General features: G+C 59.5%; 23 protein-coding genes. All 23 read left to right on the top strand.

The window, feature by feature from the left end; all coding sequences use genetic code 11:
- Positions 1-5: 5 nt before the first annotated feature.
- A complete protein-coding gene (gene fliH, locus AB7M22_RS04370; protein ID WP_454185361.1) occupies positions 6-815 on the top strand; it encodes a flagellar assembly protein FliH in 810 nt (269 codons plus the stop codon).
- A complete protein-coding gene (gene fliI / locus AB7M22_RS04375) occupies positions 805-2163 on the top strand; it encodes a flagellar protein export ATPase FliI (RefSeq protein WP_454185362.1) in 1359 nt (452 codons plus the stop codon). Before fliH ends, fliI begins: the two co-directional genes overlap by 11 nt.
- A gap of 6 nt (positions 2164-2169) precedes the next feature.
- Positions 2170-2619, top strand: coding sequence for a flagellar export protein FliJ (gene fliJ / locus AB7M22_RS04380; RefSeq protein ID WP_007894198.1), 450 nt, complete (start codon positions 2170-2172; stop codon positions 2617-2619).
- Between the two features lie 211 nt (positions 2620-2830).
- Positions 2831-3136: an STAS domain-containing protein gene (locus tag AB7M22_RS04385; RefSeq protein WP_454185363.1), complete on the top strand. Its 306-nt coding sequence runs from the start codon at positions 2831-2833 to the stop codon at positions 3134-3136.
- A 5-nt stretch (positions 3137-3141) separates the two neighbouring features.
- Positions 3142-4845, top strand: a complete 1704-nt coding sequence (locus AB7M22_RS04390) for an ATP-binding SpoIIE family protein phosphatase (RefSeq protein WP_454185364.1) — start codon at positions 3142-3144, stop codon at positions 4843-4845.
- Between the two features lie 31 nt (positions 4846-4876).
- The gene (locus tag AB7M22_RS04395) at positions 4877-5245 is read left to right on the top strand and encodes an Hpt domain-containing protein (protein WP_007894201.1); all 369 of its coding nucleotides are present in this window, start codon (positions 4877-4879) and stop codon (positions 5243-5245) included.
- An 83-nt stretch (positions 5246-5328) separates the two neighbouring features.
- Positions 5329-6717, top strand: coding sequence for a flagellar hook-length control protein FliK (locus AB7M22_RS04400; RefSeq protein ID WP_454185365.1), 1389 nt, complete (start codon positions 5329-5331; stop codon positions 6715-6717).
- Positions 6718-6942: 225 nt separating this feature from the next.
- Entirely contained in the window at positions 6943-7446 is a 504-nt protein-coding gene (fliL, locus tag AB7M22_RS04405; RefSeq protein ID WP_007894203.1) for a flagellar basal body-associated protein FliL, read from the top strand.
- 9 nt (positions 7447-7455) lie between these two features.
- Positions 7456-8424 carry a flagellar motor switch protein FliM gene (fliM, locus tag AB7M22_RS04410; protein ID WP_007894204.1) on the top strand — a complete coding sequence of 323 codons (969 nt, stop codon included), beginning with the start codon at positions 7456-7458 and terminating at the stop codon, positions 8422-8424.
- Between the two features lie 65 nt (positions 8425-8489).
- Positions 8490-8948, top strand: a complete 459-nt coding sequence (gene fliN, locus AB7M22_RS04415) for a flagellar motor switch protein FliN (protein ID WP_454185366.1) — start codon at positions 8490-8492, stop codon at positions 8946-8948.
- The gene (gene fliO, locus AB7M22_RS04420) at positions 8949-9395 is read left to right on the top strand and encodes a flagellar biosynthetic protein FliO (RefSeq protein ID WP_454185367.1); all 447 of its coding nucleotides are present in this window, start codon (positions 8949-8951) and stop codon (positions 9393-9395) included.
- On the top strand, positions 9395-10153 hold the full coding sequence (gene fliP / locus AB7M22_RS04425) for a flagellar type III secretion system pore protein FliP (RefSeq protein ID WP_007894207.1): 759 nt from the start codon (positions 9395-9397) through the stop codon (positions 10151-10153). The genes fliO and fliP overlap by 1 nt, the downstream gene beginning before the upstream one ends.
- A complete protein-coding gene (gene fliQ / locus AB7M22_RS04430) occupies positions 10150-10419 on the top strand; it encodes a flagellar biosynthesis protein FliQ (RefSeq protein WP_454185368.1) in 270 nt (89 codons plus the stop codon). The genes fliP and fliQ overlap by 4 nt, the downstream gene beginning before the upstream one ends.
- 3 nt (positions 10420-10422) lie before the next feature.
- A complete protein-coding gene (gene fliR, locus AB7M22_RS04435; RefSeq protein WP_454185369.1) occupies positions 10423-11205 on the top strand; it encodes a flagellar biosynthetic protein FliR in 783 nt (260 codons plus the stop codon).
- Positions 11206-11208: 3 nt separating this feature from the next.
- Positions 11209-12348, top strand: a complete 1140-nt coding sequence (gene flhB / locus AB7M22_RS04440) for a flagellar biosynthesis protein FlhB (protein WP_454185370.1) — start codon at positions 11209-11211, stop codon at positions 12346-12348.
- Positions 12349-12602: 254 nt separating this feature from the next.
- Positions 12603-13268 carry a hypothetical protein gene (locus tag AB7M22_RS04445; RefSeq protein ID WP_454185371.1) on the top strand — a complete coding sequence of 222 codons (666 nt, stop codon included), beginning with the start codon at positions 12603-12605 and terminating at the stop codon, positions 13266-13268.
- 247 nt (positions 13269-13515) lie between these two features.
- Positions 13516-15645 carry a flagellar biosynthesis protein FlhA gene (flhA, locus tag AB7M22_RS04450; RefSeq protein WP_008006718.1) on the top strand — a complete coding sequence of 710 codons (2130 nt, stop codon included), beginning with the start codon at positions 13516-13518 and terminating at the stop codon, positions 15643-15645.
- A gap of 11 nt (positions 15646-15656) precedes the next feature.
- A complete protein-coding gene (gene flhF / locus AB7M22_RS04455; RefSeq protein WP_454185372.1) occupies positions 15657-16982 on the top strand; it encodes a flagellar biosynthesis protein FlhF in 1326 nt (441 codons plus the stop codon).
- 118 nt (positions 16983-17100) lie between these two features.
- Complete coding sequence (gene fleN / locus AB7M22_RS04460; protein ID WP_454185373.1) at positions 17101-17931, top strand: flagellar synthesis regulator FleN; 831 nt, start codon at positions 17101-17103, stop codon at positions 17929-17931.
- Positions 17928-18668: an RNA polymerase sigma factor FliA gene (fliA, locus tag AB7M22_RS04465; protein ID WP_007894214.1), complete on the top strand. Its 741-nt coding sequence runs from the start codon at positions 17928-17930 to the stop codon at positions 18666-18668. The genes fleN and fliA overlap by 4 nt, the downstream gene beginning before the upstream one ends.
- A gap of 167 nt (positions 18669-18835) precedes the next feature.
- Positions 18836-19207, top strand: a complete 372-nt coding sequence (locus AB7M22_RS04470; RefSeq protein WP_003183998.1) for a chemotaxis response regulator CheY — start codon at positions 18836-18838, stop codon at positions 19205-19207.
- 22 nt (positions 19208-19229) lie between these two features.
- Positions 19230-20018: a protein phosphatase CheZ gene (locus tag AB7M22_RS04475; RefSeq protein ID WP_454185374.1), complete on the top strand. Its 789-nt coding sequence runs from the start codon at positions 19230-19232 to the stop codon at positions 20016-20018.
- Between the two features lie 53 nt (positions 20019-20071).
- Positions 20072-22312 (top strand): chemotaxis protein CheA, encoded by a 2241-nt coding sequence (locus tag AB7M22_RS04480; RefSeq protein WP_454185375.1) that lies wholly within the window; start codon positions 20072-20074, stop codon positions 22310-22312.
- Positions 22313-22349 lie beyond the last annotated feature (37 nt).

Raw genomic sequence — 22349 nt, forward strand, 5'->3', positions numbered from 1 at the left:
TCACTATGTCGTCCAAACATGATGAGTCCAATACCGACCTGATCCGTGCCAAGGACGTCGGTGGTTTCGACATCTGGTCGTTGCCCAGCTTCGACCCGTTTGTGCCGGAACCCGAGCCGGAGCCGGAACCCGAACCGCCGGAAATGGAAGAAGTGCCGCTGGAAGAAGTCCAGCCACTGACCCTCGAAGAGCTCGAAAGCATTCGCCAGGAGGCCTACAACGAAGGCTTCGCCGTTGGCGAGAAAGAAGGTTTTCACAGCACCACGCTCAAGGTCCGTCAGGAAGCCGAAGTGGCCCTGACGGCCAAGATCGCTGGCCTGGAACAGCTGATGGCCAACCTGTTCGAGCCCATTGCCGAGCAGGACACCCAGATCGAAAAATCCTTGGTCGACCTTGTGCAGCACATCACCAGGCAAGTGATTCAGCGCGAACTGGCCATCGACTCGACGCAGATCGAACACGTCATGCGCGAAGCGCTCAAGCTCTTGCCGCTGGGCGTGGGCAATGTGCGGCTGTACATCAACCCGCAGGATTTCGAACAGGTCAAAGCCCTGCGCGAGCGCCATGAAGAAACCTGGCGTATCGTCGAGGACGAGTCCTTGTTGCCGGGCGGTTGTCGGGTCGAAACCGAACACAGTCGGATCGACGCCACCATCGAAACCCGTGTTACCCAAGTCATGGCCAAGCTGTTCGATCAATTGCACGATCAGGCGCTGCACCCGGCCGCGCCGGATCTGAGCCTGGAACTGCTGGTTGACGAAAAGCCTTCGGTTACCCCGGTCGAGCCAGAACCGGACGCTGCCGATGCGCCTTGATCGCACCAGCTTCGCCAAGCGCCTGGGCGGTTACGCCGAGGCCACGATGCTTGCCGGTGCGCCGATCCTTGAAGGTCGCCTGCTGCGCATGGTCGGCCTGACCCTCGAAGCCGAAGGCTTGCGCGCCGCCATGGGCAGTCGCTGCATGGTCATCAACGATGACAGCTATCACCCGGTGCAGGTCGAAGCCGAAGTCATGGGCTTCTCTGGCAGCAAGGTTTTTCTGATGCCCGTCGGCAGCGTCGCCGGCATCGCGCCAGGCGCGCGCGTGGTTCCCTTGGCCGATACCGGTCGTCTGCCCATGGGCATGAGCATGCTCGGGCGGGTGCTCGATGGCGCCGGGCGTGCGCTGGATGGCAAGGGCGGGATGAAGGCTGAAGACTGGGTGCCAATGGACGGCCCGACCATCAACCCGCTCAAGCGCGAGCCGATCAGCGAGCCGCTGGATGTGGGTATCCGCTGCATCAACGGTTTGTTGACGGTCGGTCGCGGTCAGCGGCTCGGGCTGTTCGCCGGTACTGGCGTGGGCAAGAGTGTGCTGCTGGGCATGATGACCCGCTTCACCGAGGCCGACATCATTGTCGTCGGGCTGATCGGTGAGCGGGGTCGTGAAGTTAAAGAGTTCATCGAGCACATCCTCGGTGAAGAAGGGCTCAAGCGTTCGGTGGTGGTGGCTTCGCCGGCGGACGACGCACCGCTGATGCGTCTGCGCGCGGCCATGTACTGCACGCGGATCGCTGAGTACTTTCGCGACAAGGGCAAGAATGTCCTGTTGCTCATGGATTCCCTGACCCGTTTCGCCCAGGCCCAGCGGGAAATCGCCCTGGCCATCGGCGAGCCGCCGGCGACCAAGGGCTATCCGCCCTCGGTATTCGCCAAGTTGCCGAAACTGGTGGAGCGGGCCGGTAATGCCGAAAAGGGCGGTGGTTCGATCACTGCGTTTTACACCGTATTGTCCGAAGGCGACGATCAGCAAGATCCGATCGCCGACGCGGCGCGGGGCGTGCTCGACGGACACATCGTGTTGTCCCGGCGTCTGGCTGAGGAAGGGCATTACCCGGCCATCGATATCGAAGCCTCCATCAGCCGAGTCATGCCATCGGTGGTCGGCATCAAGCACATGAACCACGCGCAGATGTTCAAGCAATACTGGTCGCGCTATCAGCAGAGCCGCGACTTGATCAGTGTCGGCGCCTATGTGTCCGGCGGTGACCGGGAAACCGACGCCGCGATCAATCTGCAACCGGCCATGACGATGTACCTGCGCCAGGGCTTGAACGACAACATCAACATGGGCGCCAGCGAGAACCATCTCGCTTCGATCTTTGCGCCAGCGCCGGGCGGTTAACCAGTCATGGCCTCGAGCCGCGCAGCACGCCTGGCGCCTGTGGTGGAAATGGCTGAAAAGGCCGAAAAAACCGCTGTCCTGCGCCTGGGGCATTTCCAGGGCCAGGTTCGCCTGGCGGAAAGCAAGCTCGCCGACCTGGAAAATTTCCGTCTCGAATACCAGGAACAATGGATCGTGCGCGGCAGCAGCGGCGTCTCGGGCCAGTGGTTGCTGGGCTATCAGGGCTTTCTCGCGCAACTGGGCACGGCCATCGACCAGCAGCGCCAGAGCCTGAACTGGCATCAAAACAACCTGAACAAGTCTCGGGAAGCCTGGCAGCAAGCATTTGCCCGGGTCGAAGGCTTGCGCAAACTGGTTCAGCGCTACATGGATGAGGCACGGCAGCTGGAAGACAAGCGCGAGCAAAAGCTGCTGGATGAGCTGTCCCAGCGCTTGCCGCGTCACGACCCGTATTGAAGACCGCGTTATCGTTCTTCGCGGGCAAGCCTCGCTCCTACAGGGGCGGTGTCGAACGACAACGGTGTGTTCGACCATTTTCCGTAGGAGCGAGGCTTGCCCGCGAAGGCGATTTCACAAACCGAACAATGCTTCAGCCTTGCTCCAGCCCTCATCAGATGCTAAACCTTGTACACGTACGTTCGTTCGCCAATGACAAGGAAGCCGTGAAATGTCAGTCGTTACAGAAGTATCTCCGGATGGGAAAAAGCTGACGATTTCGATCGAGGGACGATTCGATTTCGGTCGGCATCAGGAATTTCGCGAATCCTACGAAAAACTCAACAATAAACCCGATTCGATTGTGGTGGACCTGAAGAAGGCCACTTATCTCGACAGCTCGGCGCTGGGCATGTTGCTCTTGTTGCGTGATCATGCCGGTGGCGACAACTCCGATATTCGCGTCGTCAACAGCAGTACCGACGTTAAGAAAATCCTCGCCATCTCCAATTTCGACAAGCTGTTCGACATCAGTTGACCGTCATGCAGCCGCTCGAACCGCTGACGATCCTGATCGCCGAAGACAGCGCGGCCGATCGTATGCTGCTGTCGACGATCGTCCGGCGCCAGGGCCATGAAGTCCTGACGGCGGCCAACGGCGCCGAGGCGGTCGAAGTGTTCCGCTCGCAGCGACCACACCTGGTGCTGATGGACGCCATGATGCCGGTGATGGACGGTTTCGAGGCTGCGCAGCAGATCAAGGCGCTGGCCGGCGAAACGCTGGTGCCGATCATCTTTTTGACGTCGCTGACCGAAAGTGAGGCCTTGGCCCGTTGTCTGGAGGCCGGGGGCGACGATTTTCTGGCAAAGCCATACAACCAGGTGATCCTTGCCGCCAAGGTCAAGGCCATGGACCGCTTGCGACGTTTGCAGGCCACGGTGCTGGAGCAGCGCGACCTGATCGCCAGGCACCACGATTACCTGCTCAACGAACAACGCGTAGCCAAAGCCGTGTTCGATAAGGTCGCCCACTCCGGTTGCCTGAGCGCACCGAACATCCGTTACCTGCAATCGCCCTATGCTCTGTTCAACGGCGATCTGTTGCTGGCCGCGTTCACCCCGGCCGGCGACATGCATGTGTTGCTCGGCGATTTCACTGGCCATGGTTTGCCGGCCGCTGTAGGTGCCATGCCCCTGGCTGAAGTCTTCTACGGCATGACCGCAAAGGGTTACGGCCTGTCTGAAACCCTGCGCGAGATGAACGCCAAGCTCAAACGCATTCTGCCGGTGGACATGTTCTGTTGTGCGACCCTGCTGTGCCTGAGCTTTCAGCGAGGATCGGTGGAGGTCTGGAACGGTGGGATGCCGGACGGTTACTTGCATAGCACCGCCAGCGGCGAACGTATCACTCTGACGGCCCGGCACTTGCCGCTGGGGGTGCTGAGCCCGCAAACCTTCGATGACCGCACCGAGGTGTTCCCGATGGCCGTCGGGGATCGGGTCTTTCTGTTATCCGACGGGGTGATCGATACCTGCGATGCCAATGAACAATTGTTTGGCGTAGAGCGATTGGAGCAGGTGTTTACAGCCAATCGTCAGCCTGATGCGCTGTTCGAAGAAATCGAACAGGCCCTGCGGGATTTTCGCGGCGAGGCACGGGATGACGTGAGCATGGTCGAGGTCAGTCTGCTGGAGGCTGCGCAACTGAGTCCGCCAGTGCCGGTGTACTCCGACAGCGGCCAATCCAGCCCGCTGGACTGGTCGGTGAGTTTCGAGTTCCGCGCCGCCACCCTCAAGCGCTTCAACCCGCTGCCATACCTGTTGCAATTGCTGCTTGAGGTGCATGGCCTGCGGGCTCAGAGTGGCGCGCTCTACAGTGTGATGGCAGAGCTTTATTCCAACGCCCTGGAGCATGGCGTGCTGGGACTGGATTCGAGTCTGAAACGCGATGCTTCGGGTTTTGCGCGCTATTATCAGCAGCGCAATACACGCCTGGACGAATTGCGGGACGGTTATGTGCGGGTGCATTTGCAGGTGGCACCAAAAGGCGAGGGCGGTTGCCTGACGGTCCGGGTCGAAGACAGTGGCAAGGGTTTCGATGTGGCGCGGGTAATGGCGCGTCCGGTCGATGATGTCCGTCTGTCAGGACGTGGGGTCAATTTGATCCGCCAGTTGAGCGATCATGCGACCTGGTCCGATAATGGTCGAAGTGCTCGCGTGGAGTTTTTCTGGGAGGCTCTGGCATAATGCCGGGCATTCTTGATCAAGGAGTGAACAAGTGGACGACACACATCTGGACCGTGACGTGCTGAGCGCGTTGCAGGAAGTTATGGAGGACGGGTATCCAGAATTGCTCGATACCTTTCTCGCCGATTCCGAAGAGCGTTTACGCGTCCTGCGAAAGGCCGAGGATGCTGCGCAGCTTATGAATGCTGCCCATAGTTTCAAAGGTAGCAGCAGCAACATGGGCGCCAGTTATCTGGCCAAGCTGTGCGGTGAGCTGGAGCAGCGTGCCAAAGAAAAGAGTCTCGTCGGCATTGAACGACTCATTGATGACATTGACGGCGAATTCGCTATTGTCCGACCGCTCTACGAAGCGGAGCGCCAGCGTTCCCTGGCTGAACCAGCATCCGTCCGGCGTTTTTAGCAGCTAGCGAACAAAGCTGGCTCGCCCCTTGCATTCAACTTGCTCAACTGTACCTACGATCCCAGTGCAGCGGAGACCGTTTTATGCCCGTTACCCCCAATATTCTTCTTCAGGCCGCCGCTACGGCCAAGACTCAAGCCGCATCCGCCAATACGCCGGCGGTGACGGCTGAGCCCGGGGACAAGGCGTCCAGCTTCGCTGAGGTCTACGCCAATCAAGCCCAGAGCAAGCCTGTTGTGGTCGCTGATAAATCGGCCAAACCGGCGACTGATAATGCGCCGCAAGACACCGGCAAACCAGACGTCAACAGCGATAAGGCTGCCGCCCCGGAACCTGCGGTTGCCGATAGCGGCAATTCCTTGCCCGCCGATAAACCGGCGCCGACAGACGACACGACTGCCAGCGATGACGAGCCGGAGACGACCGATACGCCGGTAGCCGATGCTCCGCCGGTTGATCCTGGCCTTGATCCGGCCCTCGATCCTGCCTTGATGCAGGCCGTTCAACCGTTGGTAGCCCTGCCGGTAGCGCAAGCACCTGCACCTGCACCGGTTGTGATGAACGTTGCGCCGCAGGTTGAAGCGCCGGTTGCCGCTGCTATCGTTGCTGCACCCGCCCAAGCCGCTGCCTCCGCCACCGTCGACAGCGATTTCGATCCTGAAGCCGATCCACTCGATGCGCTGCCAGCGGTGCGTCTGGCCATGGAGCAAGGTGGTCACGTTTCCGCTTCTAGCCAGGCCCAGCCAAAAGCGTCCCCGGCCCAGGCTCAGGCTGACGGCGAACCGACCTCGGCGCAAAACTTTGCCGTGGGCATGGCGAGCATGCTCGATGTCCAAGCCGATCAGGACAGCACCAGCCAGGGTGGCGAGAAGGCCTTCAGTGGGCTGATTGATGACGGCCTCAAGGATCTCAAATCCGCCAGCAGTGATACCCGAGTCGATGATTTCGCCAACCGCCTGGCGGCACTGACCCAGGCGGCAACGCCCAAGACTGCCAATGCATTGCCGGTGAACCAGCCGATCGCCATGCATCAGAGCGGTTGGACTGAAGAGGTGGTCAATCGGGTCATGTACCTGTCCAGCGCCAACCTCAAAGCCGCCGACATTCAGCTGCAACCGGCTGAGCTGGGACGCCTCGATATTCGGGTGAACATGGTGCCGGATCAGCAGACCCAGGTGACCTTCATGAGCGCCCACCCAAGTGTTCGCGAAGCGCTCGACGGGCAAATGCATCGCCTGCGTGACATGTTCGCGCAGCAGGGCATGGGCCAGGTCGACGTCAACGTTTCCGATCAGTCCCGTGGCTGGCAGGGTCAGGGTCAGGAACAGGCTCAACAGGGGCAGGGTGGACGTACCAGCGCCAATGGCGGTCGTCTCGACTCCGCCGATGAAGAGCTCCCTGTGACTGTCGCTGAAGTAGGCGCCAACACCACCAGCGTGATTGGCACCAGCGCCGTCGACTACTACGCCTGATCAAACGCAACACCCCTTGTGGGAGCGGGCTTGCCCGCGATGGCGATCTAACATTCGACTTATATGTTGAATGTGACGACCTCATCGCGGGCAAGCCCGCTCCCACATTTATTTTGTGGTGTCCCTTAACTCCGCGCCTCAACTCCCTCCCGACACTTCTGGCATAACACTTGCTCTTGCCTTGCCGTGCGACTGTGAAAACCCGAATAGTGACGGATTATTGGCATGGCTAAGAGCGACGCAGCACCAGTGAAAGACCCCGCAACCAAAGGCAAAATAAAGCTGATCATTGTGATCGTCGTGGCCCTGCTGCTGGCGATCGGCTTGTCCGTGGGGGCGACCTGGTACTTCATGCACAGCGCCCAGAGCAAGCCTGCCGCTGCGGCTGAAACCGCTGTGGTCGGCAAGCAGCCGGCGATCTTCGAGCCCATGGCGCCGGCCTTCGTGGCCAACTACACGCAGAACGGCCGCCAGCGCTACATGCAGGTGAGCATCACCCTGCAGGGTCGCAATCAGGCTGATCTGGATGCGCTCAAAGTCCATATGCCGGTGATCCGCAATAACCTGGTGATGCTGTTCTCCGGTCAGGATTTCGCCACGCTGGCGACCCCGGTCGGCCAGGAGATGTTGCGTCAGAAGGCCACGGCCAGCGTCCAGGAAGTGGCGCAGAAAGAGCTTGGCAAAGTGGTGATCGAACAGTTGCTTTTCACTAATTTCGTACTGCAGTAGGAACACGACATGGCCGTGCAGGACCTGCTGTCCCAGGATGAGATCGATGCGCTGTTGCATGGCGTCGACGATGGTCTGGTACAGACCGATAACGCTGCCGAACCCGGCACCGTCAAAAGCTACGACCTGACCAGCCAGGATCGCATCGTCCGCGGACGCATGCCGACCCTGGAAATGATCAACGAGCGTTTCGCCCGCTACACCCGCATCAGCATGTTCAACATGCTGCGCCGCTCGGCGGACGTTGCCGTCGGTGGTGTGCAGGTGATGAAGTTCGGCGAATACGTGCACTCGCTGTACGTGCCGACCAGTCTCAACCTGGTCAAGATCAAGCCGCTGCGCGGCACTGCGCTGTTCATCCTTGACGCCAAACTGGTGTTCAAACTGGTGGACAACTTCTTCGGCGGCGATGGCCGTCACGCGAAGATCGAAGGGCGTGAATTCACTCCCACCGAGCTGCGAGTGGTGCGCATGGTGCTGGAACAGGCCTTCGTCGATTTGAAGGAAGCCTGGCAGGCGATCATGGAAGTGAACTTCGAGTACATCAACTCGGAAGTGAACCCGGCCATGGCCAACATCGTCGGCCCGAGCGAAGCGGTTGTGGTGTCGACGTTCCACATCGAACTCGATGGTGGTGGCGGCGACCTGCACGTGACCATGCCGTACTCGATGATCGAGCCGGTGCGCGAAATGCTCGACGCCGGCTTCCAGTCGGACCTCGACGATCAGGACGAGCGCTGGATCAACGCCTTGCGCCAGGACGTGCTGGACGTCGATGTACCGATCGGTGCCACCGTTGCCCGCCGCCAGCTGCGCCTGCGCGACATCCTGCACATGCAGCCGGGGGATGTGATCCCGGTCGAGATGCCGGAAGAAATGATCATGCGCGCCAATGGCGTGCCGGCCTTCAAGGTCAAGATGGGCTCGCACAAAGGCAACCTCGCGTTGCAGGTGATCGAGCCGATCGAGCGCCGTTGACCGGCGCTCCAACCCCCTTTTAATTGACTGCTCTTGATTGAGCAGGTGCCCGCCGAGGACAAATGATGAACGACGATATGAACGCCCAGGACGACCAGGCACTGGCTGATGAATGGGCTGCGGCCCTGGAAGAAACCGGTGATGCCGGGCAGGACGATATCGATGCCTTGTTGGCCGCCGATGCCACCGGTTTGTCGCCCAACCGTCTGCCAATGGAAGAGTTCGGCAGCGTGCCGAAGAGCAACGATCCGGTGACGCTGGACGGTCCGAACCTGGACGTGATCCTTGATATTCCGGTGTCGATTTCCATGGAAGTCGGCAGCACCGATATCAACATCCGCAACCTGCTGCAACTCAACCAGGGTTCGGTAATCGAGCTCGATCGTCTGGCCGGTGAGCCACTGGATGTGCTGGTCAACGGCACGCTCATCGCCCACGGTGAAGTGGTGGTGGTCAACGAAAAGTTCGGCATTCGCCTGACTGACGTGATCAGCCCAAGCGAACGCATCAAGAAGCTGCGCTGAGTGAAAAGGGTTCTGGGGTTTGTGCTGGCGTTGCCGTTCAGTGTTCTGGCTGCCGAGCCGGTAGCGACCGCTACTGCGGCTGCCGTGCCGGCGGTCAGCAGCGGTGTGGCCGGGCAATTGACGCAATTGGTGTTCGGCTTGCTGCTGGTGCTGGGGTTGATCTTCTTCCTCGCCTGGTTGCTGCGCCGGGTCCAGCAGGCCGGGCCGGCCGGCAAGGGGCAGGTGATCGAGCTGATCGGTTCCCGCGCGCTAGGTCCTCGTGACCGTTTGATGCTGGTGCAGGTCGGCAACGAACAGATCCTGCTCGGCCTGAGCCCTGGCACCATCACCGCGTTGCATGTACTCAAGGAGCCGGTGCAAGTGCCGGACAATGCCGAGAAAGCCACGCCGGAATTTGCCAAACATCTGCTGAAGATGCTTGGCAAGGATCAGAAGGATAAGAAGTAATGGCTGCGTTACGCATCATCTTGACGCTGGCCCTGATGCTGGCCGCGCCGCTGGCGTTCGCCGCCGATCCATTGTCGATCCCGGCGATCACCCTGGGCACTAACGCCGAAGGTGCTCAGGAATACTCGGTCAGCCTGCAAATCCTGCTGATCATGACCGCGCTGAGTTTCATCCCGGCGTTCGTCATGCTGATGACCAGTTTCACCCGGATCATCATCGTGTTCTCGATCCTGCGTCAGGCCCTGGGCTTGCAGCAGACACCGTCGAACCAGATCCTCACCGGCATGGCGCTGTTCCTCACCATGTTCATCATGGCGCCGGTGTTCGATCGCGTGAATCAGGATGCCTTGCAGCCGTATCTGGCGGAGAAGCTCACCGCTCAGGATGCCGTGACCAAGGCGCAGGTGCCGATCAAGGATTTCATGCTGGCCCAGACTCGCAGCAGCGATCTGGAGCTGTTCATGCGCTTGTCCAAGCGCACCGACATTGCTTCGCCTGATCAGGCGCCGCTGACGATTCTGGTTCCGGCGTTTGTCACCTCGGAGCTTAAAACTGCGTTCCAGATCGGCTTCATGATCTTCATTCCGTTCCTGATCATCGACCTGGTCGTGGCCAGTGTGCTGATGGCGATGGGTATGATGATGCTCTCGCCACTGATTATTTCCCTGCCGTTCAAGATCATGCTGTTCGTGCTGGTGGATGGCTGGGCGTTGATCATTGGCACGTTGGCCAGCAGCTTCGGCGGCGTTTCACCATGACGCCGGAAGTTGCCGTAGACATCTTTCGCGAAGCGCTGTGGCTGACCACCATGATGGTTGCCGTGCTGGTGATCCCGAGCTTGTTGGTGGGGCTGTTGGTGGCGATGTTCCAGGCGGCCACCCAGATCAACGAACAGACCCTGAGCTTCCTGCCGCGCCTGCTGGTGATGCTGGTGACGCTGATCGTTGGCGGCCCGTGGATGGTGCAGAGCTTTATGGAATACATCCTGCAGCTGTACGGCAGTATTCCTCAGGTCATCGGCTAAACCATGTCGCTGCTGCAGCTGACCGATACCCAGATCAGTACCTGGGTAGCAACGTTCATGTTGCCGCTGTTTCGCATCGGTTCGTTGCTGATGGTCATGCCGATTTTCGGTACGAGCCTGGTGCCTCAGCGCGTGCGTCTGTACTTCGCCCTGGCGATAACCGTCGTGATCGCTCCCGGCCTGCCGCCGATGCCGCCGGTCAACGCACTCGACCTGAGTGCACTGCTGCTGATTGCCGAACAAATCATTATCGGCGCGGTGTTGGGTTTCTCCTTGCAGCTGTTCTTCCAGGCTTTCGTGGTCGCCGGGCAAATTGTCGCGATCCAGATGGGCATGGGCTTCGCCTCGATGGTCGACCCTACAAACGGAGTATCGGTGGCGGTGATCGGGCAGTTTTTCACCATGCTGGTGACGCTGCTGTTCCTGTCGATGAACGGCCATCTGGTGGTGTTCGAAGTCCTCACCGAGAGCTTCACCACGCTGCCGGTCGGTGGCGGGTTGATGGTCCATCATTTTTGGGAGCTGGCCGGGAAGCTGGGTTGGGTGCTTGGCGCGGCGCTGTTGCTGGTGCTGCCGGCGATCACCGCGTTGCTGGTGGTCAACATTGCGTTTGGCGTGATGACCCGGGCGGCGCCGCAGTTGAACATTTTCTCGATTGGCTTCCCGCTGACCCTGGTGCTCGGGCTGTTCATCGTCTGGGTCGGTCTGGCGGACATTCTCAATCAGTACCAACCGCTGGCCTCCGAGGCTTTGCAGTTGTTGCGCGAACTGGCACGGGCGCGCTGAGTCATGGCTGAGAGCGAAAGCGGTCAGGACAAAACAGAAGACCCCACGGAGAAACGTAAAAAGGACTCCCGTGAGAAGGGCGAGATTGCGCGCTCCAAGGAGCTCAATACCTTGGCGGTCATGCTCGCTGGCGCCGGTGCGTTGCTGATTTTCGGTGGTGCATTGGCGCAGGACATGATGGAGCTGATGCGGATGAACTTCACGCTGTCGCGGGAAGTGATTCTGGATCAGCGCAACATGGGCACCTTCTTGCTGCACTCGGGACAGATTGCCCTGTTGGCGATTCAACCGGTGATGATCACTTTGCTGTTGGCTGCGTTGATCGGCCCGATCTCCCTCGGTGGCTGGTTGTTCGCCGCCGGCTCGATGGCGCCGAAGTTCAGTCGCATGAACCCCGGCGCGGGCCTGAAGCGGATGTTCTCGGCCAAGGCTTTGGTTGAGCTGCTCAAGGCCCTGGCGAAGTTTTTCATTGTCTTGTTCGTGGCGTTGGCGGTCCTGTCGTCGGACATCGATGACCTGATGCGCATCGCTCACGAACCGTTGGACATGGCGATCATTCACAGCTTGCAAGTGGTTGGTTGGAGTACCTTGTGGATGGCTTGCGGGCTGATCATCATCGCCGTGGTCGACGTGCCGGTGCAGCTCTGGGAAAGCCACAAGAAGCTGCAGATGACCAAGCAGGAAGTGCGCGATGAGCACAAGGATCAGGAAGGGCGGCCGGAGGTCAAGCAGCGTATTCGCCAGTTGCAACGCGAGATGTCGCAGCGGCGGATGATGGCCGCGATCCCCGAGGCTGACGTGGTCATCACCAACCCGACTCACTACGCCGTGGCCCTCAAGTACGATCCAGACAAAGGCAATGCACCGGTGCTATTGGCCAAGGGTAGCGACTTCCTCGCCCTGAAGATCCGCGAAATCGCCGTGGCCAACAATGTGCTGCTGCTCGAATCGCCGGCGCTGGCGCGTTCGATCTATTACTCCACGGAGCTGGAGCAGGAAATTCCCGGCGGGCTCTATCTGGCGGTTGCCCAGGTACTGGCCTACGTCTACCAGATCCGCCAGTACCGCGCCGGCAAGGGCAAGCGCCCGGATCCGCTCCAGGACGATCTGCCGATTCCACCGGACTTGCGCCGCGATTCTTGATGGATCAAGGATCGCAGCCTTCGGCGGCGCCCACAGGCGCGTAGGAGCTGCCGAAGGCTGCGATCTTTTGATCTGCTGGCAACCTTCCGCCTATCCGAAAAAACCTCTACCTGTTAGTTCTGACAGTAGACAGTCTCCCTCTCAAGCGATGTCATGAGTCCGGGAATTCTCCCGCTCAATGTCCGTGTTATAGCCGCTCTCAGTGAGAGGTGCGAGCAGCACGGGCGTTCATGCAAGGCTCAGAGGGAATCGTTATGGAAGAGCGTGAATATAAAAAGCTCCACGGTATGGAGTTGGAGTTTGTCTCGGGCATCGTTCAGGAAAATCTGCGTGAACGGGCGATCGGTTACTCGGTCACGTTTAAGGCATCCCTGGATTTTCTGGACTTTAAACATATGGCGAATTCATACATCACGGGTTATCTGGATAGCCCGATCAATGCTATTCGGCCTGAGTTGGATGGCTTTGCCTACCATTATATTTACAACTACTTTTTCGATGCGGCGGGCAAAATTGACAATAATGCAGCATTGGTCAAAGTCTTCAGCTCCCCCGATTACTACATGGATCAGTGGTCAAGCGGTGGGTTGGAGCGGCGCTATGGCAAGCCCGAATTCAACATTATCGACGGGCATTTGCAGATTACCGCTCGGATGGATTTTCGCTGGGAAGGCGATAACCGTCAGATCGTTATCGGTGATCTGCCGATCATCCGCTTTCAGTGGGCGCTCAATCTTCTTGAATGGCATTTGATTTCCCCAGAAGTAGCGGCGCCTTCTACAAAGGTAGTATTCGGGTATGCACAAGAGGATTTTGTTGAGGTGGAAGGCCTTCAGATGTTGCGAGGAACGCTTTATCTGGTCGGCAAAAAACTTGAGTTTGGCGAAATTCGCAAAGAGCAAATTCTGATCGCAGGTTGATTTTCCTCAGTCCCATTGCGTGTGAAGCAGCTGCCGAGCCGGCGAGGCTGCGTTCGACTGCGCAGCAGTCGTAAACCTTTGCGAGGACTGCGTCCTCGAACGCAGCCTCGCGGGCTCGGCAGCTGCTACCGGGCTCAACAAATCTCTCTATTCCCCTCCTTGGCAAAAGTTGGAAGGCTTCTTGCAATAGCCGCCCTGCGCCTGCTTCAGGCGTCAAAAGTTTGCTTTAAAGGAACGGGGAAAACCGGTGGATCGCTCTCAGTTAATCAACACTGCACGCACAAACGTTGCCGACCTCAGTCGGGGCAATCTGGGTGTGCCGCTGTTGCTGCTGGTCATGCTGGCCATGATGATGCTGCCGGTACCGCCGTTCCTGCTGGACGTGTTCTTCACGTTCAACATTGCCTTGTCCATTGTCGTGTTGCTGGTCTGCGTGTACGCCTTGCGGCCGCTGGATTTTGCGGTGTTCCCGACCATTCTGCTGGTGGCGACGTTGTTGCGATTGGCGCTGAACGTGGCCTCGACGCGGGTGGTGATGCTCCACGGTCAGGATGGCCATGCCGCCGCCGGTAAGGTGATCCAGGCCTTCGGTGAAGTGGTGATCGGCGGTAACTACGTGGTTGGTATCGTGGTCTTCGCGATTTTGATGATCATCAACTTCGTCGTAGTGACCAAGGGTGCCGGGCGGATTTCCGAGGTCAGCGCGCGTTTTACCCTTGATGCGATGCCCGGCAAACAGATGGCCATCGATGCCGACTTGAACGCCGGCCTGATCGATCAGAACCAGGCGAAACTGCGCCGGATGGAAGTGGCCCAGGAGGCCGAGTTCTACGGTTCCATGGACGGTGCCAGCAAGTTCGTGCGCGGTGACGCCATCGCCGGCCTGCTGATTCTGTTCATCAACCTGATCGGCGGCATGGCAGTCGGTATCTTCCAGCACGGCATGACCTTTGGCGATGCTGGTCGGGTGTACGCCTTGTTGACCATCGGTGACGGTTTGGTGGCGCAATTGCCATCACTGCTGTTGTCGACCGCTGCTGCGATCATGGTGACCCGAGCTTCCGGCTCGGAAGACATGGGCAAGCAGATCAATCGTCAGATGTTCGCCTCGCCGAAAGCCCTGGCCGTGGCCGCTGGCTTGATGGCGGTGATGGGCCTGGTGCCGGGCATGCCGCATTTTTCCTTTTTGAGCATGGCAGCCCTGGCGGCCGGCGGCGCTTACCTGTTCTGGAAGAAGCAGAACACGGTCAAGGTTCAGGCCCTGCAAGAGGTCAAGCGTCAGCAGGAACTGCTGCCATCGCCGGCCCGCGCCCAGGAAACCAAGGAGCTTGGCTGGGATGACGTGACGCCGATCGACATGATCGGCCTGGAAGTCGGCTATCGCCTGATTCCGCTGGTGGACCGTAACCAGGGTGGTCAGTTGCTGGCACGGATCAAGGGTGTGCGTAAAAAGCTCTCCCAGGACCTGGGCTTCTTGATGCCGACTGTGCATATCCGTGACAACCTCGACCTGGCGCCAAGCGCCTACCGCCTGACCCTGATGGGCGTGATCCTGGCGGAGGCCGAGATTTACCCGGACCGCGAACTGGCCATCAACCCGGGGCAGGTCTACGGCACGCTCAACGGCATTACCGCCAAAGATCCGGCTTTTGGTCTGGAGGCGGTCTGGATCGAAATCAGCCAGCGTGCCCAGGCGCAATCCCTCGGCTACACCGTGGTCGACGCCAGTACCGTAGTGGCAACGCATTTGAACCAGATTTTGTACAAGCACTCCAGCGAGCTGATTGGCCACGAAGAAGTCCAGCAACTCATGCAATTGCTGGCCAAAAGCTCACCCAAACTGGCTGAAGAGCTGGTGCCGGGAGTGGTTTCGCTGTCGCAGCTGCTCAAAGTCTTGCAGGCATTGCTGGCCGAACAGGTGCCGGTACGGGACATTCGCAGCATCGCCGAAGCCATCGCGAACAACGCCGCCAAGAGTCAAGATACTGCCGCTTTGGTGGCTGCGGTGCGCGTCGGCGTATCCCGCGCAATCGTGCAAAGCATTGTAGGCACTGAGTCGGAGCTGCCTGTGATCACCTTGGAGCCAAGGTTGGAACAAATATTGCTCAATAGTCTTCAGAAGGCAGGACAAGGCTCGGAAGAGGGCGTTCTGCTGGAGCCAAGCATGGCAGAGAAGCTGCAACGCTCGTTGATCGAAGCGGCGCAGCGTCAGGAAATGCAAGGTCAACCGGTGATTCTGCTGGTGGCCGGTCCGGTTCGCGCGATGCTCTCGCGATTCGGCCGACTGGCAGTCCCGGGTTTGCATGTGTTGGCTTATCAGGAAATCCCTGACAACAAGCAAGTGACCATTGTTGCGACAGTAGGGCCCAACGGCTGAGGTAGTGGTTTATGCAAGTTAAGCGTTTTTTCGCCGCCGATATGCGTCAGGCCATGAAACTGGTTCGTGATGAGCTGGGCGCTGATGCCGCCATCATTGGCAATCGCCGGATCGCCGGTGGTGTCGAGCTGACGGCTGCCCTGGATTACAAATTGTCGGCGCTGGCCCCGCGTGTTCCGAACATGGAACTCGAGGACGAGCTGCGCAAGACCCAGTCGCGGATCGTCACCGCCCAGGCCGAACTGAGCCTGCGTGGCGATGGCGAGAGCGATAAGAGCACCAATCGTCAGTTGTTCGCCGGCCTGCCGTTGACCGCCGCCGAGCCGCTGATCGAGCCGACGCTGGCCGAGCCTCGGCGCCCGGCACCTGCGCCTGCCGCGGCGACCGGCGTCGACCCGCGTGCGTTCGACTCGATGCGTTTCGAGCTCAACAGCCTGCGTGAACTGATGGAAGTGCAACTTGGCTCGCTGGCCTGGAATCAGCTGCAAGGCAGTCGTCCGGCCCAGGCCAACCTCTGGCGTCGCTTGCAACGCATCGGCCTGTCCGGCCCGTTGTCGCGCGATCTGCTGGCGCTGATTACCGACATCGAAGAACCCCGTCAGGCCTGGCGCATGTTGCTCGCGCATCTGGCGCGGATGATCACCACCCCGGAAGTCGAGCCACTGGAAGAGGGCGGCGTGATTGCCATGGTCGGCCCGGCTGGCATGGGCAAGACCACCACGCTGGCCAAGCTGGCGGCTCGTTACGTGCTCAAGTACGGCGCGCAGAACATCGCGCTGGTGAGCATGGACAGCTATCGCATCGGCGCTCAGGAGCAGCTCAAGACCCTCGGCCGGATCCTCAACGTGTCGGTCACCCACGTCGATCCGGGCCAATCCTTGGTGCAGGCACTGGAGCCTTTGCTGCGCAAACGCGTGGTGCTGATCGATACCGCCGGCTTGCAGGCCAGCGATCCGGCACTGCGTATGCAGCTCGAAAGCCTGGCCGGACGCGGCATCAAATCAAAAAATTATCTGGTCTTGGCAACCACCAGCCAGAAACAGGTTCTAACTGCCGCTTATCACAGTTACAAACGTTGCGGCCTTGCCGGCTGCATCCTGACTAAACTGGATGAAACGGCAAGCTTGGGCGAGGTGTTGAGCCTGGCCATTAGTCATGAATTGCCGGTGGCTTACCTGACCGATGGCCCGCGGATTCCGGATGATTTGCATCTGCCGCGTCGTCATCAGTTGGTCAGCCGTGCCGTTAGCGTGCAAATGCAGGAAGAACCCAGCGAAGAAGCCATGGCTGATATGTTCGCTGACCTTTACCACAGTCCGACCAAGCGGGTTGGCTGAGGTATTTAATGAACGGTTTTTGTACCTACATCGATGGTCTGCCATGCATTGTTCAGTTGGTGAACGCGCAGCCAGTAATGTGGCCTCCGTCTAAGTAAGACAAGGTAAAGAAAATAACATGGGCAGCATGCATCCCGTACAGGTGATCGCGGTGACCGGCGGCAAAGGTGGCGTCGGGAAGACTAACGTGTCAGTGAACTTGTCCCTGGCTCTAGCTGAGCTCGGCCGGCGCGTCATGCTGCTGGATGCCGATCTGGGGCTGGCGAACGTTGACGTCCTGCTGGGGCTGACACCCAAACGTACCCTGGCCGACGTGATCGAAGGCCGCTGTGAGCTGCGCGATGTGCTGTTGCAAGGGCCCGGCGGTATTCGCATCGTCCCGGCCGCATCCGGCACCCAGAGCATGGTTCATCTGAGCCCGGCCCAGCATGCCGGCCTGATCCAGGCCTTCAGCGATATCGGCGACAACCTCGACGTATTGGTGATCGACACCGCTGCGGGCATTGGTGACTCGGTGGTCAGTTTCGTCCGCGCAGCGCAAGAAGTCTTGCTGGTGGTGTGCGACGAGCCGACCTCGATCACCGACGCCTACGCGCTGATCAAACTGCTGAACCGCGACTACGGCATGAACCGTTTCCGTGTCTTGGCCAACATGGCGCAGAGCCCGCAGGAAGGCCGCAACCTGTTCGCCAAGTTGACCAAGGTCACGGATCGTTTCCTCGACGTCGCCTTGCAATATGTCGGTGCGGTGCCTTACGACGAAAGCGTGCGCAAGGCCGTGCAGAAGCAGCGTGCCGTCTACGAAGCCTTTCCGCGTTCCAAGTGCGCCCTGGCGTTCAAGGCCATTGCGCAGAAGGTCGATACCTGGCCACTGCCGGCCAACCCACGCGGGCACCTGGAGTTTTTCGTCGAGCGCCTCGTGCAACAAGCGGCAGGACCCGTCCTATGACAGCCAGTGGCTACAACCTCTACAAGAAGTCGGCACGTGACGCGCAGTACGAGCTGATCGAGCGTTACGCGCCACTGGTCAAACGCATTGCCTACCACTTGCTGGCGCGTTTGCCGGCCAGTGTCCAGGTCGAAGACCTGATCCAGGCCGGGATGATCGGCCTGCTTGAAGTATCAACCAAATATGACGCCAGCAAAGGCGCGAGTTTCGAGACGTACGCGGGCATACGAATCCGCGGCGCGATGCTCGATGAAGTGCGCAAGGGGGACTGGGCACCACGTTCGGTTCACCGCAATACCCGCATGGTCAGCGACGCGATTCGCTCGATTGAAGCTAAAACCGGCCGTGACGCTAAAGATCATGAGGTTGCGGCCGAACTCCAATTGAGTCTCGACGATTATTACGGGATTTTGAACGACACCCTCGGCAGCCGGTTATTCAGTTTCGACGATCTGTTACAGGACGGCGAACACGAAGGGCTGCATGAGGATGGCGCCAGTGCTCATCTCGAGCCGTCACGCGATCTGGAAGATGAACGCTTCCAGGCGGCGCTGGCGGACGCGATTGCCAATTTGCCGGAGCGTGAGCGACTGGTGTTGGCGCTGTACTACGACGAAGAGTTGAATCTCAAGGAAATCGGTGAGGTCCTGGGGGTCAGCGAATCGCGGGTCAGCCAGTTACACAGCCAGTGCGCGGCCCGTTTGCGGGGGCGTTTGGGGGAGTGGCGAGCGCGCTGAAGGCAGTGTGGGGACACTGCGAATGGAGCTGGTGTGGTGTTGAACTGCGCCGGTCTCGATCTGTTGTGCTCCAGACAGTCATTGAGTGCTTTGCCGGATTGATTGAAATGGCGCGTCCAGGTGCTGGGCGCGTTTAAGACTGCTTGGAGGTCGAATTGGACAAGAACATGAAAATCCTCATCGTTGATGACTTCTCAACGATGCGGCGGATCATAAAAAACCTGTTGCGTGACCTTGGGTTCACCAACACGGTCGAGGCTGACGATGGCACCACTGCCATTCCGGTTCTCAACAGTGGGAGCATCGACTTTCTGGTAACGGACTGGAACATGCCTGGCATGACCGGTATCGATCTGCTGCGTCACGTGCGCGCCGATGAAAAGCTCAAGCACCTGCCGGTGCTGATGGTGACCGCTGAAGCCAAGCGCGAGCAAATCATCGAAGCGGCCCAGGCCGGTGTAAATGGCTATGTGGTCAAACCCTTCACGGCCCAGGCGTTGAAAGAAAAAATCGAGAAGATTTTCGAACGCATCGGTTGATGGACTGCGCCACGGGGGAGCTATGGAGCATAAAGAATCTTCAATGGGCGATTTTGAATCGACCCTGAAAAAACACGCGGTCGAACTGGTCGAGAGCCTTGAAAAAGGCAGGTTTGGCGATGCGGTGCAATTGATCCATGAGCTCAATCAGACCCGTGACCGCGGCCTGTATCAGGAGGTAGGCAAGCTCACCCGCGAGCTGCATAGCGCGATCGTCAATTTCCAGATTGACCCGCACATGCCGCAAGCCGAGGAAGTGTCTCAGATCACGGATGCCACCGAGCGCTTGGGGTATGTGGTCAAGCTGACCGAGGCCGCGGCGAACCGCACCATGGACCTGGTGGAAAACGCCACGCCGCTGATCAACAGCCTGAGCGACGAAGCTCAGGCGCTGAGCACGGATTGGGGACGGTTCATGCGTCGCGAAGTCGGGGCTGAAGAGTTCCGCGAACTGGCCCGGCGCGTCGACGGTTTCCTGACACGCAGCAGCGAAGATAACCGCGTCGTGTCGAGCAACCTCAACGACATTCTCCTGGCCCAGGATTACCAGGACCTCACCGGTCAGGTGATCAAGCGCGTGACCCAGTTGGTCACCGAAGTTGAAAGCAATCTGCTCAAGCTCGTGCTCATGGCCAGTCAGGTCGACCGCTTTGCGGGTATCGAACATGACCGTGATGCGATGCTGGCTGAAAAAGATCCGCAAAAACATCTCTCTCAGGGTGAAGGTCCGCAGATTCATGCCGATAAAAGAGAAGACGTTGTGTCCGGTCAGGACGATGTGGACGATTTGTTATCCAGCCTAGGATTTTAGAGTTTTAGCATTTTAGGTTTTTTAGGTTTTTAGACCTCAGGAGCACCCCCTTAATGAGCTTCGGCGCCGATGAAGAGATCCTTCAGGATTTCCTGGTTGAGGCCGGCGAGATTCTAGAGCAACTGTCCGAACAGCTGGTCGAGCTTGAAAGCCGACCGGATGATGCGGATTTGCTCAATGCAATTTTTCGCGGTTTTCACACTGTAAAAGGGGGCGCCGGCTTCCTCCAGCTCAACGAACTGGTGGAGTGCTGTCACATCGCCGAGAACGTGTTCGACATCCTGCGCAAGGGTGAACGACGCGTCGACTCGGAGCTGATGGACGTGGTTCTCGAAGCACTGGACGCGGTGAACAGCATGTTCAGCGAAGTCCGCGAACGCAGCCCGATCACGGCTGCCACTCCAGAATTGCTTGCAGCGTTGGCCCGTCTGGCCGAGCCGCAAACCGCCGATGAGTCGGCACCGGTCGCCGAGGTGGTGGAAGAACCTGCCGCTGAAGAATCGGGCGACATCACGGATAACGAATTTGAACAACTGCTGGACTCGCTGAACGCCGTCAAGGCTCAAGCCGAGGCTCCAGCGGCTGCGCCAGTGCCGACCAGCGATGCCTCGGCCAGCGATGAAATCACCGATGCCGAGTTCGAGTCGTTGCTCGATCAACTGCACGGCAAAGGCCAGTTCGCCGTCGATGCAGTAGTCGCGGCGCCCGCCGCACCGGCTGCCCCGAAAGCGGCAGGCGACAGCTCCGATATTACCGACGACGAGTTCGAAGCACTGCTCGACCAGTTGCACGGTAAAGGCAACTTTGCCGTCGATGCATTGGAGTCGGCGATTGCCGCCGTACCAGCTCCGGCTGCGCCAACCGCTAAAGCGGCCGGCGGCGATCTGATCTCGGATCATGAGTTCGAATCGCTGCTCGACGAATTGCATGGCAAAGGCAAGTTCACCGAGGTCGGCACCGGCGCAGTGGTTTCTGCTCCTGTCGCCAAGGCGCCAGCACCAGCTGCGAAACCTGTGGCCAAAGCCCCCGAGCCAAAAGCCGAAGCGCCGAAACCGGCCGCCGCTGCTGCACCGGCCCCGGCCCGTGCCCCGTCTGCGCCACCACCAGAAAAACCGGCCAGCGAAGCCGAGACCACCGTGCGGGTCGATACCGCGCGTCTCGACGAAATCATGAACATGGTCGGCGAGTTGGTACTGGTGCGTAACCGCCTGGTCCGTCTGGGCCTCAACAGCGGCGACGAAGCGATGTCCAAGGCCGTGTCGAACCTCGACGTGGTCACGGCCGACCTGCAGACCGCGGTCATGAAGACCCGTATGCAGCCGATCAAGAAAGTCTTCGGGCGCTTCCCGCGTCTGGTTCGCGACCTGGCTCGCCAGCTCAAGAAAGAGATCAACCTGGAGCTGGTCGGCGAAGAAACCGACCTCGACAAGAACCTTGTCGAGGCCCTGGCCGACCCGCTGGTCCACTTGGTGCGCAACTCGGTCGACCACGGGATTGAAGAACCGGCTGAGCGCGAAGCGATGGGCAAGCCTCGCAGCGGCAAGGTGATCCTGTCCGCGGAACAGGAAGGTGATCACATCCTGCTGTCCATCTCCGATGATGGCAAAGGTATGGACGCCGATGTTCTGCGCGGTATTGCCGTGAAGAAAGGCCTGATGGACAAGGATGCGGCGGACCGTCTCAGCGAGTCGGATTGCTTCAACCTGATCTTCGCTCCGGGCTTCTCGACCAAGACCGAGATTTCCGACGTCTCCGGGCGCGGCGTGGGCATGGACGTGGTGAAAACCAAGATTGCCCAGCTCAACGGCACCATCAATATCTACTCGACCAAGGGCAAGGGCTCGAAGATCGTCATCAAGGTCCCGTTGACCCTGGCGATCATGCCGACGCTGATGGTCATGCTCGGCAACCAGGCGTTCGCGTTCCCGCTGGTGAACGTCAACGAGATCTTCCACCTCGACCTGTCGCGGACCAACGTGGTGGACGGCCAGGAAGTGGTGATCGTGCGGGACAAGGCGCTGCCTCTGTTCTACCTCAAGCGCTGGCTGGTCAGCTCCGCTGCTCACGAAGAGCAGCGCGAAGGCCATGTGGTGATTCTTTCGGTGGGCACTCAGCGGATCGGCTTCGTCGTCGATCAACTGGTGGGCCAGGAAGAAGTGGTCATCAAGCCATTGGGCAAAATGCTCCAGGGAACCCCGGGCATGTCCGGCGCCACCATCACCGGTGACGGCCGCATTGCGCTGATTCTCGATGTTCCGAGCATGCTCAAGCGTTACGCCGCACGGCGTATTTGATTCTGGGGGAGCGGGGCGACTGAGCCTCGCCCCGTCT

It is taken from the genome of Pseudomonas sp. ADAK2 TE3594 (assembly GCF_053628675.1).